This is a genomic window from Streptomyces sp. NPDC023481 (genome assembly GCF_055560195.1).
Map to the genome: position 1 here is coordinate 177881 of NZ_JBVHJE010000008.1, position 18575 is coordinate 196455.

Below are 18575 nucleotides of genomic sequence, written 5' to 3' on the forward strand. Positions count from 1 at the left end.
CCGCGGTCACCGCCCCGACGGGACCGCCCGACCCCGCGCCGCACGCACGCCCCTCCGGCGCAGTGACGATGGACTCCCAGACCCCTCAGGCATCCCAGCCATCCCAGTCGCCCCACCCACCCCACAGCTTCCAGGTCGATCTGCGCGGCCTGGTGGACCTGCTCTCCCATCACCTCTACTCCAGCCCCAGGGTCTACCTGCGCGAGCTGCTGCAGAACGCCGTGGACGCCGTCACCGCCCGCCGGGCCGCCGAACCGGACGCCCCGGCGCGGATCCGGCTGTACGCGGCGGACGGCGGCCTGCGCGTGGAGGACACCGGTGTCGGGCTCACCGAGCCGGACGTGCACAGCCTGCTGGCGACCATCGGCCGCAGCTCCAAGCGGGCCGAGGGCGTGCAGGAGGCCCGGGCGGACTTCCTCGGCCGGTTCGGCATCGGGCTGCTGGCCTGCTTCCTGGTCGCCGAGCGGATCCGCGTGGTCAGCCGCAGCGCCCGGACGCCCGGGGCGCCGCCGGTGGAGTGGACGGCCCGGGACGACGGCTCGTACACCGTGCGCACGCTGCCCGACGCCGAGCGGCCCGAGCCGGGGACGACCGTGTACCTGACGGCGCGGGCCGGCGCGGCCGAGTGGCTGGCGCCCGAGCGGGTCCGCGCCCTGGCCCGGCACTTCGGCTCGCTGCTGCCCTACGACGTCCGGGTCGGCGACGAGCCGGTCACCGAACTGCCCGCGCCCTGGGACCGCGCCCACCCGAGCCCGGCCGGCCGGCGCCGGGCGCTGGCCCGGCACTGCCACGACCTGTTCGGGTTCACCCCGCTGGACGCGATCGACCTGGACGTGCCGCTGGCCGGGATCCGCGGGGTGGCGTACGTGCTGCCCGCCGCGGTCGGCCCGGCCCAGCGGGCCACCCACCGGGTGCACCTGAAGGGCATGCTGCTCACCGAGCGGGCCGAACAGCTGCTGCCGGACTGGGCGTTCTTCGTGCGCTGCGTGCTGGACACCGACAGCCTGCGCCCCACCGCCTCGCGCGAGGCGCTGTACGAGGACGAGACACTCGCCGCCGTACGGGACGCGCTGGGCGAGCGGATCCGGTCCTGGCTGACCGGGCTCGCGGCCGGTGACCCGGAGCGCCTCGCCGCCTTCCTCGCCGTGCACCACCTGGGCGTGAAGTCCCTCGCCCGGCACGACGCGGGGATGCTGCGCACGATGCTGCCGTGGCTGCCGTTCGAGACGACCGACGGGCAGCTGTCCCTGGAGGAGTTCGCGCGGCGGCACCCGGTGGTGCACTTCACGCGGACCGTCGAGGAGTTCCGGCAGGTCGCGCCGATCGCCTCGGCGCAGGGCGTCGGCGTGGTCAACGGCGGCTACACCTACGACAGCGAGCTGGTCGAGGCGCTGCCGCGGGTGCGACCGGGGACGGTGGTCGCCGAGTTGGACGCGGACACCGTGACCGCGCACCTGGACACCGTCGACCCGGGCGAGGAGCTGGCGCTGGCCGGGTTCCTGGCCGCCGCGCGCGCCACACTCGACCCCCTGGGCTGTGACGTCGTGCTGCGGGCCTTCCACCCGCTGTCCGTGCCCGCGCTGCACCTGGACGACCGGGCCGCCCGGCACGAACAGGCCCGCGCGGCGGCCGAGGAGCAGGCCGGCGACCTGTGGGCGGGCATCCTGGGCTCGCTGCGCGGCAGCGCCCCGCGCGCGCGTCTGGTCCTCAACCACCTGAACCCGCTGGTCCGCAGAATCGGTTCGCTCGGCGACCGGGAGCTGATCGGCACCGCCACCGAGTCGTTGTACGGGCAGGCGCTGCTGAGGGCGCAGCGCCCACTGAGGCCGGCCGACTCGGCGCTGCTGAACCGGGCGTTCATCGGGCTGCTCGACTGGGCGACCCACGGGGAGGGGAACGGACGATGAGCGAGATCACCGACTTCGACGCGCTGCGCCGGGCGCTGGCGGAGAACGCCGGGGAACCGGAGGGGCCGGCCCGCAACGCGCGCGCGGAGCGGCTGCTCGCCGAGGCCGAGCGGTTGAACATCCCGCTCGCCGTGATCGAGGCGCTCGGGCACCAGCTGAAGGTCTACAACTACAGCTCCGAGAAGGACAGGATGTTCGTCCCGTTCGCGCGGCTGCTGCGGCTGTGGGACGAACGGCCGGAGGACTTCGACGCGTACGAGGCGCACTCGCTGCACTGGGTGTTCAAGTGGATGTCGGCGGGCATGCTGGACCAGCCGCACATCCCGCTCGCCTCGATCGAGAAGTGGCTCGGCGAGATGGAGCACCGTTACCGGCTCGCCGGGTACTCGGAACGGGCGGTGCGCAGCGCCGAGTTGAGCGTCGCCGCGCACATCGGGGACGTCCCGCGCGCGGAGCGGGCGTACGCCGCGTGGCTGGCCGCCGACCGGGATGCGATGGCCGACTGCCACGCCTGTGAGCTGCACGCGCAGGGGAGTTGGCAGGTGCGCTGCGGCCGGGACGCCGAGGCGCTCCAGCTGTGGCGGCCGGTGCTGGAGGGCGAGTTCGCGTGCGCGCACGAGCCGCATACGGTGCTCGCCTCCTCGCTGGCGCCGCTGCTGCGCCTCGGCCGCGTCGAGGAGGCCCGCGCCCACCATCTGCGCGGTGTCCGGCTGGTGCGGGCCATGGAGAGCATGCGGGGCGCCTACGCCGACCACGTGGAGTTCTGCGCGCTGACCGGGAACGAGGCGCGCGGTCTGGAGCTGCTGGCCGAGCGGCCGGCGTACTTCACGGACACCGGGCAGCCGCGCAGCCGGCTGGACTTCCTGGCCGTGGTGGCGCTGCTCATGGACCGGCTGACCGGGCTGGGGCTCGACGGGCAGCGGGTACCGGGGCCGGCCGGGCGGGCCTGGACCGCGGGGGAACTCGCGGTGTACGCGCGCGTGGAGGCCACGGGGCTCGCCGAGCGGTTCGACCGCCGCAACGGCACGTCGTCGGTCGGCGACCGGATCCGCGCGCGGATGGCCCAGCGGCCGCCGGTGGAGCGCCTGCCCCTGGGCGTCCGTACGACGCGTCCCGCGCCGGTGCCGGCGGTCGCGCCCCCGGCACCGGACCTCCCGGACCCACCCGACGTCACCGCCCTGCTCGCCGAGGCGCGACGGCTGTCGGACACCCTGCAGCCGCACGCCCTGGAGGCGTGGGCGGCGGTCGCCCGGGCCGCGCCGGACGGCGCCGGTCTCGATCCACGCGCCCGCGCGGAGATCGCCGACCACGAGGCGATGGCCGGCGGCCCCGGGAGCCTCCCCCTGTTCGACCGGGCGGCGGAGCTGTACGCGCAGGCGGGCGACCCCGGGGAGGCCCTGGCGGCACGCGCGCGGGGGGCCTACATCCGCGCGCTGGCAGGAGAGGTGGAGCCGGCCCTCACCACGGTCACCGGCCTGTACGACGAGGCACTCGCCCGGTACGCCGACGGCTCCACCGGCGTACGCCAGACCGCGTCGGTGGTGATGAGCAGGGCCCGCGTCCTGATGCGCCGGGTACACGAGGCCGCGGCCGGGGACGCCGGGGCGGCCGGCCGGGATGCCGGGCAGGTGGTTCGGGACGCCGAGGGGGCCGTGCGTGAGGTGTTGGCGCTTGCCGAGGGGGGCGGTGGGGATGATGTGCGGCTGGCGGCGCGGGCTGCCGAGGCGCGGGCGATGCTCGCCGAACTCGCCGGGCTCACCGGGGACGCGGAGCGGGCGGCGGAGCTGTTCCGGCGGGCCGTCGACGGGTACGTGACCGCCGGGCTGCCCTGGTTCGCCGTCGAGTACGAGGTGCAGATCGCCGCCCTCGCCCACCAGGCCGGCGACCCGGCCGGGGCCGAGCGGGCACTGCGGGCGGCCCTGGAGCACGGCGGGCCGTACGTGGAGCCGGTCGGGCGGGCCCAGCTGCACCTCCAGCTCGCCGAGCTGCTCGGCGGCCGGGACGCGCCCGCCGAGGCGGCCGAGCACGCGCTTGAGGCCGCGCACTGGGCCGACGAGGCCGGCGAGGGCGCCACCCTGGGCGCCTGGGCGCGGCAGCAGCTCGGCGGCTTCCTGCTGCGCCGGGGCCGGTACGCGGAGGCCGCCGAGGTACTGGAGTCCGCGCTGGCCGACCTGGACGCCGAGACCCACGGCGACGGGCTGGTGGTGCAGGCCCGCTGGTGGCTCGGGGACTGCCTGGGCGAGCTGGGCGAGCACCGGGCCGCCGCCGAACAGCGGCTCGAGGCCGCGGAACTGGCCCGGCACTGGCCCGAGCAGCAGGACCACGCCACCCTCGCCCACCTGGCGGCCGAGTCGCTGGGCAGCGCGGGGCTGGACGTAGAGGCGGACCGGGCCTACACGCGCGCGGGCGAGCTGTGGCGCGCGCTCGGCAACGCGCCGTTCCTGGTCCGCTCGCTGCGCGCCCGGGCCTGGCTGGCGCTGGACGGGGAGCCCGGGGCGGAGTCCGCCCGTGCGCTGATGGCGGAGGCGGTCGGGGAGGCCGAGGCGGCACTGGCGACGGCGCGGGGGGCGGAGCGGGAGGAGCTGGCCGCGGAACTGGGCGGCACGCACCGGCAGTTCGCGGAGCTGCTGGCCCGTTCGGCGTCCGGGGAGGCCGAGGGCGCCGAGGACGCGGCGGTCCGGGCCGCGTCCGAGGCGGCGCTGGAGCAGATGACCCGGGCCGTGGCCGTGTTCGCCGGGCTCGGCGAGGCGGGGCTGCACAGCCGTACCGACGCGGAACTGGGCGCGGGCCGGCTGGAGGCGGACCTCGGCCGTCCGTCCCGGGCGGCGGCACGCGCGCGTGCGGTGCTCGCGGCCTACGAGGGCGCCGACGACACCGACGACACGGTCCGCGCCCGCCGGGAGGAGGCGACCCGGCTGCTGGAGACGGCACGGAAGGAGGCCGGGAAGGAGCCGCGCTGAGGCGGGACCGGCTCAGGCACCGGCACCCCGGAGGGGACCCGGCTCACCCCGCACCGCCCAGCACCAGCGCGCCGGAAGGGATCCGCTCACTCCACCCCGACCAGCAGCAGCGCCCCCTGCCTGCCGCCGCTGTACACCACCGTGTCCACGGCCAGGTAGGTCTCGCGTACGTGGGTGTCCAGGTGGGCGGCGACGGTCTGCGGGGCCTCGTCGCCGATGACGAGGGTGACCAGCTCGCCGCCGGCCTGGAGCATCCGGTCCAGGACGGTCCGGGCGGTGGTGGTGACGTCCGCGCCGATCACGGCCACGTCTCCGTCGATCAGGCCGAGGACGTCCCCGGCCTGGCAGATGCCGGCCGTCGTCCAGGACTCGTGCTCGGCGACGACGACCTCGGCGTACCGGGTGGCGCCGGCCGCCGAAGTCATCTGGACGACGTCCTCGTCGAACCGGCGTTCCGGCGCGTGCACGGCGAGCGCGGCGATGCCCTGGACCGCCGAGCGGGTCGGGATCAGGGCCACCCTGATGCCCTCGGTGCGGGCCTGCTCGGCCGCGGCGGCGGCCGTGTGACGCAGCTCGGCGTCGTTGGGCAGCAGGACGACCTCGCGCGCGTGGGCGCGCCGTACCGCCTGCACCAGCTCCCCGCTGGCCGGCGGCTCCCCGGGGCGCGCGAGGACGGTGGTCGCGCCGGCCTCGGTGTACAGCCCGGCCAGGCCCTCCCCCGGTACGACGGCCACGACCGCCCGCTGTACGCGCTCGCGCGGCGGGCGCTCGCCGCCGGTGTGCACGTCCCCGAGGCCGAAGTGGGTGATCCGGATCCGGTACGGCCGCCCGGCCTCCACACCGGCCTCCACGGCGGCGCCGGCGTCGTCGACGTGCACATGGACGTTCCACAGGCCGTCCCCGCCGACCACGACCAGCGAGTCCCCGAGGGCGTCGAGCCGCGCGCGCAGCCGGGTCACGGCCGTGTCGTCGGCCTCCAGCAGGTAGATCACCTCGAACGCGGGCCCGTCGGCGCCGGCCGCGTCGGCGCACGGGCCGTCCCCGAGCCCGCACTCCGCGACCGCCGGCTTCCCCGGTGCGCGGGGGATCTCCCGCACCGCCTCCCCCGTGCACGCCTCCACCAGCGCGCCCAGCACCGCCACCAGCCCGCGTCCGCCCGCGTCGACCACGCCGGCCCGCTCCAGCACGGCCAGCTGGCCCGGGGTCGCCGCCAGCGCCGCCCGCGCGCCCTCGTAGGCGGCCCGTACGACCGTTCCGCAGTCGCCCTCGGCTCCCTCCGCGGCGTCGGCCGCGGCCGAGGCGACCGTCAGCACCGTGCCCTCGACGGGGTGGGCCACGGCCTGCCGGGCGGAGTCGGCGGCCCGGCGCAGGGCCAGCCGCAGGGCCGGGCCGTCGGTGTGAGAGGCGTCACCGGCGTCCGCGAGGACCTGCGCCATCCCGCGCAGCAGCTGCGCGAGGATCGTCCCGGAGTTGCCCCGGGCCCCGATGAGCGCCCCGTGGGCCATGGCCCGTACGGCGTCGGCCAGAGCGGGCTCGGCGCGGCCGGTCTCGTACCCGGCGAACACCGCCTCCACGGCCGTCGCCGCGGACTCCAGGGTCAGGTACAGGTTCGTCCCGGTGTCGCCGTCGGCCACCGGATAGACGTTGATCGCGTCGATCTCCTCACGGGCCCGTCCCAGTTCCCTGAGGGCCAGACCGCACCAGGTGCGTACCGCGAGAGCATCGAAGAACGTCTGCGGCACCTGCGCCACCTGCGCCTCCCTGAGCTGGCTGGACGTGGGACGCAGCGTAGACCCCGGATCGGCGCGTTCCGGAAGAGGGCCGGGAGCGGGGGTCTGACCTGCCATGGTAGTTTCGCTGTACGGACGCAGTCGTTGTATGCTGCTCCGGTTGCCCGATCCTGATCGGGCCATTCCCCCTGGCACCGCCACTCAGATCACAGATCCCCGGATCTTGATCCCGGCATGCCGGGATCAACCGTAAGTGCATCTGAAGTCTTTGGAGTGACCCGTGGCTGCCAACTGCGACGTCTGTGGCAAGGGGCCGGGCTTCGGCAACAACATCTCGCACTCGCACCGCCGTACGTCCCGCCGCTGGAACCCGAACATCCAGCGTGTGCGTACCGTGGTGGGCGGGACGCCGAAGCGCGTGAACGCTTGCACCTCGTGCATCAAGGCCGGCAAGGTCTCGCGCTGACGCTCCAGCTGAGCGCGCGGCCACTGCCTGGTTCGCTGCACTGAGCCGGTCCACCTCCGGGTGGGCCGGCTTTTTGCCGTACCCGCGGGCGGTTCAGGGCTGCCAGAATCCACGGAATGCGATTCGGCATCCTGGGCCCCACACGGATCCACACCGGCGACGGCACCCCCGTCGACCCCGGCGGCCCCCGGCCCCGCGCCCTGCTCACCCTGCTGCTCCTCGACGCCGGCCGCCCGGTCCCCGTCGAGCGCCTCCTGGACGGCCTGTACGGTGCCGAGCCGCCCGCCGGGGCCCTGGGTGCCCTCCAGTCGCAGATCTCCCGGCTGCGCCGGCGGCTCGCGCCGCACACCCGCATCGACGCCGTCCCCGCCGGCTACACCCTCGCCGTCGGCCCGGACACCGTCGACGCCCACCGTTTCGCCCGGCTGGCCACCGAGGGCCGCAGCGCCCTCACGGCCGGCGACCACCCGCGCGCGGCCGCCCTGCTGCGCGACGCCCTCGCGCTGTGGCGCGGCCCCGCGCTGCCCGACCTGCCGGACGCGCACGCCGACCGGGCCCGGCTGGAGGAGCTGCGGCTGGCCGTCGTACAGGACCGGATCGAGGCCGAGCTGGGCACCGGGGGCGGCCCGGAGCTGGTGCCCGAGCTGCGGGCGCTGCTGCGGGAGCGGCCGCTGGACGAGCGGCTGTACGGGCAGCTGATGCGAGCCCTGCACGCGGCCGGGCGGCCCGCCGAGGCGCTGGCCGTGTTCGGGGAGGCCCGGCGCACGCTCGCCGACGAGCTGGGCGCCGACCCGGCGCCCGGGCTGTCCGCGCTCCACCTCCGGCTGCTCCGCGACGGCACCGGCGCTCCGGGCCGCCCCCGGCTCCCGGCCCAGCTCACCCGTTTCGTGGGCCGCGAGAGGGAGCTGGCCCGGATCGACCGGGCGCTGGCCGGGTCCCGGCTGGTGACGCTGACCGGTCCCGGAGGCGTCGGCAAGACCCGGCTCGCGCTGGAGGCGGCCCGTACCCGCACCGGCGCCGGGGTCTGTCTGGTCGAGCTGGCGCCACTCGCCGACGGCGCCCGGATCCCGTACGCGGTGCTGGCGGCGCTCGGGATGCGGGACGGCTTCCGCAGCCCGGCGGCCAACGCCCTGGACCGGCTGCTGGAGGCGCTGGCGGACCGTGAGGTACTGCTGGTGCTCGACAACTGCGAGCACCTCGTCGAGGCGGCCGCGCGGACGGCCGCACTGCTCCTGGCCGCCTGTCCCGGGGTCCGCGTGCTGGCGACCGGCCGGGAGTCGCTGGGCATCACCGGCGAGGTGCTGGTGCCGGTGCCGCCGCTGCCCGAGGAGCCGGCGGTACGGCTGCTGCTGGACCGGGCGCGCGCGGTACGGCCCGATTTCGGCGGCCACGCGCGCGTGCCGGAGATCTGCCGGGCGCTGGACGGGCTCCCGCTGGCGATCGAGCTGGCCGCGGCGCGACTGCGCACCCTCTCCGTGGACGAGCTGGCGGACCGGCTGCACGACCGGTTCCGGGTGCTCGCGCGCGGCGACCGGGCCAAGGCGCCCCGGCACCGCACCCTGCGCGCCGTGGTCGAGTGGAGCTGGGAGCTGCTGGACCCCGGGGAACGGGACCTGGCGGGCAGACTGACCGTCTTCGCGGGCGGCGCCACCCTCGACGCCGTCGCGGCCGTGTGCGGGGTACCGCACCCGGAGGACCCGCTGGCGTCCCTGGTGGAGAAGTCCTTCCTGGAGGTCACCGACGGCCGCTACCGCATGCTGGAGACCATCCGCGCCTTCGCGGCGGAGTCGCTCGCCGACCGCCGGCAGCCGGACCCCGCGCATCTGCGCGCGGCGCACGCCGCCTACTATCTGCGGCTGGCCGAGCGGGCGGAGCCGTTGCTGCGGGGCGCGGACCAGGTGCGCTGGCTGGAGCGGCTGGCCGCCGAGCAGGAGAACCTGGACGCGGCGCTGCGGTACCTGACGCGGACGGTACCGCCGGACGCGCTGCGGCTGACGGCCGCGCTGACCTGGTTCCGGCGGCTGCGCGGACTGCACGGCGACCGCGTGTCGGGTGCCCGGGCACTGCTCGCGGCGGTCGGCGCGGAGCCGCCGCCCGGGCTGGCCGAGGAGTACGCGCTGTGCGCGATGAACGCCGTCTCCGGGCGGGGCGACGACCCGGAGGACGCCGGTCTGATCGCGCGCGTGGCCGCCCTCATGGACTCGTTCGACCGCCCGCTGCGGCTGCCGTTCACGGTGATCCTGTGGTCCCTCACGGGCGGTCCGCAGCCGACCGCGGACGAGGGCGTGCGCGTGCAGCTGGGCCGGGAGCCGTGGGGCCTGGCCCTGCTGGACGTGGGCCTCGCCTACCAGGCGCTGTTCGCGGGGCGGCCCGCCGACGCGGAGGCGGGCTTCACGCGCGCGTGGCAGGGCTTTCGCAGCACCGGCGACCGCTGGGGCATGGCCAGCTGCCTCGATTTGCTGGGCGGGTTCGCGTACGGCCGGGGTGAGTACGCGCGGGCGCTGGCCCTGCTGGACGAGGGCTTGGTCCACGTCCGGGAGCTGGACGCGCCGGAGGAGACCGCGGACCTGCTGCGCGCGCGGGCGATGGTGCTGCTGGCCCAGGGCGCTCCGGAGGAGGCCGCCGCGCACTTCACGCGCTCCGGCGAGCTGGCCCGTACCGCCGGGGCGGGCGACAAGGTGGCCGGTGCGCTGCGCGGCCTGGGGGACACGGCCCGGCTGGCCGGGGACACGGCACGCGCGCGCGTGCACTATGAGAACGCCCTGGAGGCCTGCGCGGCCACCTGGTTCAGCGTCGGCGAGACGGTGCGGATCCTCATCGGGCTGGGCCGTACGGCCGCCGCCGAGGGCGACCGGGACACCGCCGGGGAACGGCTCGCCCAGGCCCGTACGCAGGCCCTGGAGTCGCGCGTCACGCTCCTGCTCGCCGATGTCGCCGACGCGCTCGCGGCCCTCGCCCTGTGCCCGGAGCGGGCGGCCGAACTCCTCGGCGCCGCCGCGGGCCTGCGCGGCGCGGCCCTGCCCGGGGACCCGGACGTCGCCCGGACCACGCGGCACACGCGCGCGTGCCTGTCCGCGGCGGCCTACGCCGCCGCCTACGAACAGGGCCGGGGCCTGCGGTCGGCGGCGGTCAGCGAACGGTAGGCGCACGGTAAGCGGGGCCCGGGACAGTGGCCGGCATGACGAAGACACACCGCCTCGGCCATCTGTCCGTACTGATCTCCGGCGCCGGCGTCGCCGGTCCCGCCCTCGCCCTGAACCTGGTCCGCCACGGTGCCCGGGTCACTGTCGTCGAGAAGGCACCCGCCCTGCGCGCCGGCGGCTTCGCCGTCGACTTCCGCGGGCACGTGCACCGCACGGTGCTCACCTCGATGGGCATTGGGAGGAGGTGTGGGCCCACCGGACGCGCATGGGCCGGCAGAGCGTCGTCGCCGCCGACGGCACCCCGCGCGTGGACCTGCCCGCGGAGCTGATGAGCGGCGACGTGGAGATCTTCCGCGGCGACCTGGCGCGGATCATGTACGAGCGCACCAAGGACGCGGTGGAGTACGTCTTCGGCGACTCCGTCACGGCGCTGACCGACACCGGCCGGGGCGTCGAGGCCGCCTTCGAGCGCGGCGCGTCCCGCCGCTTCGACGTGGTCGTCGGTGCCGACGGCCTGCACTCGGACACCCGCCGCCTGGTCTTCGGCGACGAGTCCGGCCACCTGCGCTTCCTGGACCACTATGTGGCCGGCTTCAGCCTGCCCAACCACCTGGGCCTGAACCGGACCGCCCGCCTCTACAGCGAGCCCGGCCGCTGCGTCTGCCTGAGCAACTGCGACGGCGATCCGGAGCGGGCCGGCGCGCTGCTGGTGTTCCGGTCCGGGCGGCTGGCGTACGACGGCCGGGACGTCGCGGCGCAGAAGCGGATCCTCGCCGAACGGTTCACCGGGATGGGCTGGGAGACGCCGGCCGCACTCAAGGGCCTCGCGGAGGCGGACGACCTGTACTTCGACGCCATCGCGCAGATCCATGTCGACCGGCTCACCCGGGGCCGGGTGGCGCTGCTCGGGGACGCCGGGTACGGGGCGACGATGGGCGGCATGGGGACGGGCGTGGCGATCGTCGCCGCCCATGTCCTCGCCGGTGAGCTGGCCCTGGCGGGCGGCGACCACCGGGTGGCGCTGGCCACCTACGAGAGCCGGATCCGGGACTTCGCCAAGGGCTGCCAGAAGATCTCCGGCAACGCGGGGCCCTTCTTCGCCCCGCCCACCGAGCGGCGCATCCGCAGCCGGGACCGGATGTACCGGTTGCTCGCCTCCCGGCCGCTGGCCGGGTTCTTCAAGCGGCTGGCGCAGAAGGCGGCGACCGCGATCGAACTGCCGGAGTACCCCACCTGAGCGCTCAGCGGCCGTCCCGCCGCAGCGCCCAGCCGTGGTCCACCGGGCCGATCCCCGCCCCCAGGGCGAACCCGGCCGCGATCGCTCCGGTGACGTACTCCTTGGCCGCGGCCACCGCCTCCGGGACGGAGCTGCCCCGTGCCAGGCCGCAGGCGATCGCGGAGGCCAGGGTGCAGCCGGTGCCGTGGGTGTGGCGGTTGTCGTGGCGGGGGGCCCGCAGGAGGTGTTCCTCGGTGCCGTCGGTGAGCAGGTCCACGGCGTCGCCCGCGAGGTGGCCGCCCTTGATCAGGACCCAGCGCGGCCCGAACCCCAGCACGGCCGCGGCGGCCCGTCGCAGATCGGCCTCGGAGCGGACGTGGACGCCGGTGAGTTGGGCGACCTCGTCGAGGTTCGGGGTGGCCACGGTCGCCGCCGGCAGCAGCCGTGTCCGCACGGAGTCCAGCGCGGAGGCGGCCAGCAGCGGGTCGCCGTGCTTGGAGACGCCGACCGGGTCCACGACGGCCGGCGCGTCCGTGCCGGAGATCAACTCGGCGACCGCCTCGACCAGTTCGGCGGAGGCCAGCATGCCAGTCTTCACGGCCTGGACGCCGATGTCGTCCACGACACTGCGGTACTGCGCCCGGACCGCCTCCACGGGCAGCTCCCACGCGCCCTGCACGCCCGTGGAGTTCTGCGCGGTCACCGCGGTGAGCACGCTCATGCCGTGCACCCCGAGCGCGAGCATCGTCTTCAGGTCGGCCTGGATGCCCGCGCCGCCGCCGGAGTCGGAGCCGGCCACCGTCAGTACGCGGGGGATCACGACTCGATGTCCCCGAAGTGGTCCCAGCCGCCCTTGCTGGTCCAGGGCGCCCCGTCGACGGTCACCTGGGGCAGCGCGGAGGGGTTGAGGACCTCGCCGATGACCTTCCAGCGGGCCGGCAGCTTGGTGTCCTGCGGGAAGGTCGCCACGATCGCGTGGTCCTCTCCCCCGGACAGCACCCACTGCAGCGGGTCCACGCCGACGGCCTGCCCGATGTCGTGCATCTGCGTCGGGATGTCGATGGCGCCGGAGCGGATGTCGATGCGGACCTTGCTGGCCTCGGCGATGTGCCCGAGGTCGGCGATCAGGCCGTCGCTGACGTCGCACATCGCGGTGGCGCCGAGCACGGCGGCGGCCGGACCCGCGTGGTACGGCGGCTCGGGGCGCCGGTGGGCCTCCACGAAGGCGCGCGGCGAGCGGAAGCCGCGGGAGAGGACCGCGTAACCGGCCGCGGACCAGCCGAGCCAGCCGGTGACGGCCACCAGGTCGCCGGGCTGGGCCCCGGCGCGCGTGACGGGCTCCTGGTTGCGCAGGTCACCGAGCGCGGTGATCGACACCATGATCGTGTCGCCGCGTACGACGTCTCCGCCGACCACGGACGCGCCCGCGACCTGGCACTCGTCGCGCAGGCCGTCCATCAGCTCGGTCGGCCAGGTGACCGGCAGCTCGGCCGGGACGACCAGGCCGAGCAGCAGCGCGGTCGGCACGGCGCCCATCGCGGCGATGTCGGCGAGGTTCTGCGCGGCGGCCTTGCGGCCGACGTCGTAGGCCGTGGACCAGTCGCGGCGGAAGTGCCGGCCCTCCAGCAGGATGTCGGTGCTCGCCACCACCCGGCGGTCGGGGGCGGCGACCACCGCGGCGTCGTCGCCGGGGCCGACCCGGACCGCCGCGGTGGTGGTGAGACGGGAGGTCAGCTCCCTGATGAGCCCGAACTCACCTAGCTCACCCACTGTGCCCTTCATTGCCTCAAGCCCCTTCTGTGCCGTGCCCTGCCCGGTCGCGCGTCCTCAGTGTCCCCGATACGGTCGAGGTGGCCGTCAACTCCTGTCGCGCCCGCACCCTGGCGCGCAAGCCCGGTGCCCGCGGGTCTCCCCGCGGGGAGCGGCGACGCGATACCGTGGCGTTCCCTTCCCCCACATGATCCTCGTGGCCGCCCTGGAGGTTCCGTGGTACAGGCGTACATCCTGATCCAGACGGAGGTCGGCAAGGCGTCGACCGTCGCCGAGACGATCGCCAAGATCCCTGGAGTGCTCCAGGCCGAGGACGTGACGGGTCCGTACGACGTCATCGTGCGCGCCCAGGCCGAGACGGTCGACGAACTCGGTCGCATGGTGGTCGCCAAGGTCCAGCAGGTGGACGGCATCACGCGCACCCTGACCTGTCCGGTCGTGCATCTGTAGCCCCCGTCTACGCTTGGCCGGTGAACATCTTCCGCCACCGGCCCCTCGGCCTGCTCGCCCCGGCCCTGATCGCCCTGGTCGCGGGCTGCTCCACGGCAGACCACGGCGGCACCGTGGCGGTTCCCACCCCCGACGCGAAGACCGCCCCGGTCTGCCGCGACCTGGACAAGGTGCTGCCGCGGAAGGTGGACGGCCGAAGCCGCCGGGACCCCGAGCCCCGGTCCGCCTACACGGCGGGCTGGGGAAGCCCGGCGATCATACTGCGCTGCGGCATCGTCCGGCCGCCGAAGATGATCGACCCCAAGGTGGCCCTCGGCGACGACCCGAACGCGGTCGGCGGCGGGGTCGACGGGGTGGAGTGGCTGATGGAGAAGGAGGGCGACGGGACGTGGCGGTTCACCACGTCCGGGCGTCGCGCGTATGTGCAGGTGACCCTGCCGAAGGGGCTGTCCGGGTCGGACGACAGCGCCCAGGTGCTGACGGACCTGGCGGGCGCCGTCAAGAAGGCGGTCCCCGAAGGGCTCGCCTCCATGCGGTACTGACCCGGCCGCGGGCTCAGCGCAGCCCGGTGGAGCGGCGCAGCGCCGCCTGCACCAGGCGGTCGACCAGCTCGGGGTAGCCGATCCCGCTCGCCTGCCACATCTGCGGGTACATCGAGATCGGCGTGAAACCGGGCATGGTGTTGATCTCGTTGATCACGAACTCGCCGTCCTCGGTGAGGAAGAAGTCCGCACGGACCAGGCCTTCGCAGGAGGCCGCCTCGAACGCCTCGACCGCGAGCCCCTGCACCTCGGCGGTCTGCTCCGGGGTCAGCGGGGCCGGGACCACGCCGGGCGTGGAGTCGATGTACTTGGCCTCGAAGTCGTAGTACGCGTGCGTGTCCGGCGGCGGGATCTCGGCCGGGGCGGAGGCGCGCGGGCCGTCCTCGAACTCCAGGACGCCGCACTCGATCTCGCGGCCGCGCAGGGCCGCCTCGATCAGGATCTTCGGGTCATGGGACCGCGCCTCGGCGATCGCCTCGTCCAGACCGGACAGGTCGTCGACCTTGGTGATGCCGATGGAGGAACCCGCGCGCGCGGGCTTCACGAACAGCGGCCAGCCGTGCTCTCCGGCGAAGTCGATGATCCGCTTGCGGGCGGCGGACTCGTCCTGCGCCCACTCACGGGGCCGGATCACCAGGTACGGGCCGACCTTGAGCCCGAAGGAGGTGAACACCCGCTTCATGTACTCCTTGTCCTGGCCGACGGCCGAGGCGAGCACGCCCGAGCCGACGTACGGCACCCCGGACAGCTCCAGCAGGCCCTGCAGGGTGCCGTCCTCGCCGTAGGGACCGTGGAGCACCGGGAAGACCACGTCGACCTCGCCGAGCGCCTTGGGCACGGAGCCCGGCTCGCTGTAGACGACCTCGCGGTTGGCGGGGTCGACGGGGAGCACCACGCCGCCCTCGTGCGACTCCGCCAGCTCGGCCACGCTGGGGGTACGGCGGTCGGTGATGGCCATCCGCTCCGGCTCGTCGGCCGTCAGCGCCCAGCGGCCGTCCGAGGTGATGCCGATCGGCAGGACGTCGTACTTCGTCCGGTCGATGGCCTTGAGGACGGCGCCGGCGGTGACCACGGAGATCCCGTGTTCGGAGCTGCGCCCGCCGAACACGACGGCCACGCGCGGCTTGCGCGACGGCTGCTCAGGGCTCTGGGGAAGGTTCTCGGTGCTCATATCGCGTTGAGAGTACCTGGAGGTAGCGGCCAAGTCAGCGCGCGCTCCCGGGCGGTCGCTCAGCGTCGCGCGGACGGTCGCACAGCGTCGCCCGAGGGGCCCTCGGAGGAGCCGCCCGGCAGCCCGGAGGGCCGCCCGGGACCCGGGAGGGGCCCCGGGCCGCCGTCAGCGGCGTTCGGGCTTGGCGCTGCGCGCCATCAGCTCCTTGAGCGCGGTGACCGGCGACTTGCCCTCGTGCACGATGCCGACGACCGTCTCGGTGATGGGCATGTCGACGCCGTGCCGGCGGGCCAGATCCAGCACGGACTCGCAGGACTTGACGCCCTCGGCGGTCTGCCGGGTGACCGCGATGGTCTCCTCCAGGGTCATGCCCTTGCCGAGGTTGGTGCCGAAGGTGTGGTTCCGGGACAGCGGCGAGGAGCAGGTGGCCACCAGGTCGCCCAGGCCCGCGAGTCCGGAGAAGGTCAGCGGGTCGGCGCCCATCGCCAGGCCGAGCCGGGTGGTCTCGGCGAGGCCGCGGGTGATGAGCGAGCCCTTCGCGTTGTCGCCGAGTCCCATGCCGTCGGCGATGCCGACCGCGAGCCCGATGACGTTCTTGACCGCGCCGGCCAGTTCGCAGCCGACCACGTCGGTGTTGGTGTACGGCCGGAAGTACGGCGTGTGGCAGGCGGCCTGGAGCCGCTGCGCGACGTGCTCGTCGGTGCAGGCCACGACGGCGAGGGCGGGCATGCGGGCGGCGATCTCGCGGGCCAGGTTGGGCCCGGTGACGACCGCGATCCGGTCGGCGCCGACCTTGACGACGTCCTCGACGACCTCGCTCATCCGCATGGTGGAGCCGAGTTCGACGCCCTTCATCAGGGAGACCAGGACGGTGTCCGGGGCGAGCAGCGGGGACCACTCGGCGAGGTTGGCGCGCAGGGTCTGTGAGGGGATCGCGAGCACGGTGAAGTCCGCGTCCCGCAGGGCCTCGGCCGCGTCGGCGGTGGCGCGCAGGTTCTCCGGCAGTTCCACGCCGGGCAGGTAGTCGGGGTTGGTCCGGGTGGAGTTGACCGCCTCGGCCAGCTCCGCGCGGCGGGCCCACAGGGTCACGTCGCAGCCGGCGTCGGCGAGGACCATGCCGAAGGCGGTGCCCCACGAACCGGTGCCCATGACGGCCGCCCGCACAGGCTTGCTCACTTGCTCTGCCCCTCCGCTTGCCTGGCCTGCGTCTGCGTCTCTGCCTGCGTCTGCGCCTCTGCCTGCGCCTGTGCCTGGGTCTGCGCCTGTGCCCGGGTCTGCGCCTGTGCCTGGGTCTGCGTCTGCGCCTGTGCCCGGGTCTGCGCCTGGGTGCGGCGCCGCTGCTCGATCCGCTCACGGCGCGGGTCGTACGGCGTCTCGGGCGCCTTCTCGCCGCGGATCTGCTCCAGCTGGCGCGTGATGGCCGCCATGATGACCTCGGTGGCCTCCTTCAGCACGTCCGGGGTCATCTCCCTGCCGTAGAAGCGGGAGAGGTCCACCGGCGGGCCCGCCAGCACGTGGTGCGTCTTGCGCGGGAAGAGGCTGGGCTTGCGGGCGTACGGCGGCAGCAGTTCGTTGGCGCCCCACTGGGCGACCGGGATGACCGGGCACCTGGTCTGCAGGGCGACCCGGGCGGCGCCGGTCTTCGCGGTCATGGGCCAGCCGTCCGGGTCGCGGGTGAGGGTGCCCTCCGGATAGAAGGCCACGCACTCGCCGCGCTCGACGGCGTCGATGGCGGCCCGGAAGGCGCTGAGGGCGTCCGTGGACTCGCGGTAGACGGGGATCTGCCCGGTGCCGCGCATGGCGGCGCCGACGAATCCCTTCTTGAAAAGTCCGCTCTTCGCCAGGAATCGCGGGACCCGCCCGGTGTTGTACTGATAGTGCGCGTACGCGAAGGGGTCCAGGTGGGAATTGTGGTTCACCGCGGTGATAAATCCGCCCTCGGCCGGAATGTGCTCCATTCCACGCCAGTCCCGCTTGATCAGAACCACCAGCGGCGGTTTGCAGATCACCGCGGCGAAGCGGTACCAGAAGCCGATTCTGCGGCGGGACACAAGGACACCTTCCTCTAGGACTGCCACCCCGGCGGGGGCCGCACAAGTCTGGCCCCGGGCCGCCGGTCTGTCGAGAACACCGTACGCCCCGCTCCCCGCGGCGCCGGATGGCCCGGGGGACAATGTGCGGGACAAGAGAGGGACGGTACGCCGGTGCAGTGGACCTTGGTCATCCCCCTGAAGCCCCTGGCGCGGGCCAAGAGCAGGCTCGCGGACACCGCCCACGACGGGGTGCGCCCGGCGCTGGCGCTGGCGTTCGCGCAGGACACGGTGGCCGCGGCGGTGGCCTGCCCGGCGGTGTCGGATGTGGCGGTCGTCACGGACGACGAGCTGGCCGGCCGGGAACTCGCGGCCCTGGGCGCGCGGATCGTCCCGGACACCCCCGGCAGCGGCCTGAACGCCGCTCTGGCGCACGGCGCGGCCGTCGTACGGGAAATCCGTCCCGGCGTCCCGGTCGCGGCCCTGAACGCCGATCTGCCGGCCCTGCGTCCGGCGGAACTGTCCCGGGTGCTCGCGGCCGCCGCCGAATTCCCCCGGGCCTTTCTCGCGGACGCGGCCGAGGTGGGCACGACTTTGCTCGCGGCGGCCGGCGGGCGTGAATTGCGCCCGGCGTTCGGCGTGGATTCCCGCGTGCGGCACCGGGCGTCGGGCGCGGCGGAACTCGCGCTGGCGGGGGTCGATTCGGTACGGCAGGACGTGGACACCGGGCAGGACCTGCGCGCGGCGCTGGCGCTCGGGGTGGGGCCGTACACGGCGGCGGTCTCGGCGGCCCTGCCGGCGGACGCCCGGCCGGCCACGGCAGGTCCGCGTCCCGCCACGGCGGGCCCGCACCCGGCGGCCACGGCCCCGCGTCCCGCTGCGGCGGGCGGCCCGGGCGGCCGTCGGCCCGAGCCACTACGCTGACGGCCATGCAAGCCACCGCGTACACCTACGACCCGGAGACCCGCAGCGGACAGGTGCTCCTCGACGACGGCACCCCGGTGCCGTTCGACCGGGCCGCGTTCGACGCCGGTGACCTGCGGCTGCTGCGGCCCGGGCAGCGGGTGCGGATCGAGACGGAGGGCGAGGGCGGCGCCCTGAGGATCACCCTCGTCACACTGCAGACCTTCTGAGCGCCCCGTACACACACCGCGGGCCGGGCTCCCCTGGGGAGTCCGGCCCGGCGCGCG

The 18575-nt window shown here is 75.1% G+C and carries 14 protein-coding genes and 1 pseudogene; 9 read left to right on the top strand and 6 right to left on the bottom strand.

From position 1 onward, the window contains the following. Positions 1–68: 68 nt before the first annotated feature. Positions 69–1907, top strand: a complete 1839-nt coding sequence (locus ACZ3ZD_RS18205; protein WP_467398189.1) for an HSP90 family protein — start codon at positions 69–71, stop codon at positions 1905–1907. After that, entirely contained in the window at positions 1904–4867 is a 2964-nt protein-coding gene (locus tag ACZ3ZD_RS18210; protein WP_467398191.1) for a tetratricopeptide repeat protein, read from the top strand. Before ACZ3ZD_RS18205 ends, ACZ3ZD_RS18210 begins: the two co-directional genes overlap by 4 nt. Positions 4868–4953: 86 nt before the next feature. Here ACZ3ZD_RS18210 and ACZ3ZD_RS18215 read toward each other — a convergent pair whose 3' ends face one another. Continuing rightward, positions 4954–6618 (bottom strand): DAK2 domain-containing protein, encoded by a 1665-nt coding sequence (locus tag ACZ3ZD_RS18215; RefSeq protein WP_467398194.1) that lies wholly within the window; start codon positions 6616–6618, stop codon positions 4954–4956. A gap of 259 nt (positions 6619–6877) precedes the next feature. Between ACZ3ZD_RS18215 and rpmB the strand changes: the two genes are divergently transcribed. The 3 genes and pseudogenes from rpmB (at position 6878) to ACZ3ZD_RS18230 (ending at position 11443) form a co-directional block, all read left to right on the top strand. Then, positions 6878–7063 (top strand): 50S ribosomal protein L28, encoded by a 186-nt coding sequence (gene rpmB / locus ACZ3ZD_RS18220; protein ID WP_003993230.1) that lies wholly within the window; start codon positions 6878–6880, stop codon positions 7061–7063. A gap of 116 nt (positions 7064–7179) precedes the next feature. Then, a complete protein-coding gene (locus ACZ3ZD_RS18225; protein ID WP_467398196.1) occupies positions 7180–10206 on the top strand; it encodes an ATP-binding protein in 3027 nt (1008 codons plus the stop codon). Between the two features lie 35 nt (positions 10207–10241). Continuing rightward, positions 10242–11443: pseudogene (locus ACZ3ZD_RS18230) on the top strand (FAD-dependent monooxygenase). 4 nt (positions 11444–11447) lie between these two features. Here the strand turns inward: ACZ3ZD_RS18230 and thiD are convergent. Next, positions 11448–12242: a bifunctional hydroxymethylpyrimidine kinase/phosphomethylpyrimidine kinase gene (thiD, locus tag ACZ3ZD_RS18235; protein ID WP_467398198.1), complete on the bottom strand. Its 795-nt coding sequence runs from the start codon at positions 12240–12242 to the stop codon at positions 11448–11450. Then, positions 12239–13204: a thiamine-phosphate kinase gene (locus ACZ3ZD_RS18240; protein ID WP_467398201.1), complete on the bottom strand. Its 966-nt coding sequence runs from the start codon at positions 13202–13204 to the stop codon at positions 12239–12241. The genes thiD and ACZ3ZD_RS18240 overlap by 4 nt, the downstream gene beginning before the upstream one ends. Before the next feature lie 204 nt (positions 13205–13408). On the opposite strand from ACZ3ZD_RS18240, the gene ACZ3ZD_RS18245 reads away from it, so the two are divergent. Next, a complete protein-coding gene (locus ACZ3ZD_RS18245; protein ID WP_467398203.1) occupies positions 13409–13642 on the top strand; it encodes an Lrp/AsnC family transcriptional regulator in 234 nt (77 codons plus the stop codon). Between the two features lie 20 nt (positions 13643–13662). Continuing rightward, positions 13663–14184 carry a DUF3515 domain-containing protein gene (locus ACZ3ZD_RS18250; protein ID WP_467398206.1) on the top strand — a complete coding sequence of 174 codons (522 nt, stop codon included), beginning with the start codon at positions 13663–13665 and terminating at the stop codon, positions 14182–14184. 13 nt (positions 14185–14197) lie between these two features. Here the strand turns inward: ACZ3ZD_RS18250 and ACZ3ZD_RS18255 are convergent, their stop codons facing one another. The 3 genes from ACZ3ZD_RS18255 to ACZ3ZD_RS18265 form a co-directional block, all read right to left on the bottom strand. Further along, the gene (locus ACZ3ZD_RS18255; protein WP_467398208.1) at positions 14198–15355 is read right to left on the bottom strand and encodes a D-alanine--D-alanine ligase family protein; all 1158 of its coding nucleotides are present in this window, start codon (positions 15353–15355) and stop codon (positions 14198–14200) included. 165 nt (positions 15356–15520) lie between these two features. Further along, a complete protein-coding gene (locus tag ACZ3ZD_RS18260) occupies positions 15521–16531 on the bottom strand; it encodes an NAD(P)H-dependent glycerol-3-phosphate dehydrogenase (RefSeq protein ID WP_467398210.1) in 1011 nt (336 codons plus the stop codon). Next, on the bottom strand, positions 16528–17406 hold the full coding sequence (locus ACZ3ZD_RS18265; protein ID WP_467398213.1) for a lysophospholipid acyltransferase family protein: 879 nt from the start codon (positions 17404–17406) through the stop codon (positions 16528–16530). The genes ACZ3ZD_RS18260 and ACZ3ZD_RS18265 overlap by 4 nt, the downstream gene beginning before the upstream one ends. Positions 17407–17559: 153 nt before the next feature. Here ACZ3ZD_RS18265 and cofC point away from each other — a divergent pair, with 153 nt between their 5' ends. Beyond that, on the top strand, positions 17560–18309 hold the full coding sequence (gene cofC / locus ACZ3ZD_RS18270) for a 2-phospho-L-lactate guanylyltransferase (RefSeq protein WP_467398216.1): 750 nt from the start codon (positions 17560–17562) through the stop codon (positions 18307–18309). 5 nt (positions 18310–18314) lie between these two features. Then, on the top strand, positions 18315–18518 hold the full coding sequence (locus tag ACZ3ZD_RS18275; protein ID WP_467398218.1) for a hypothetical protein: 204 nt from the start codon (positions 18315–18317) through the stop codon (positions 18516–18518). The last annotated feature ends 57 nt before the right edge of the window (positions 18519–18575 follow it).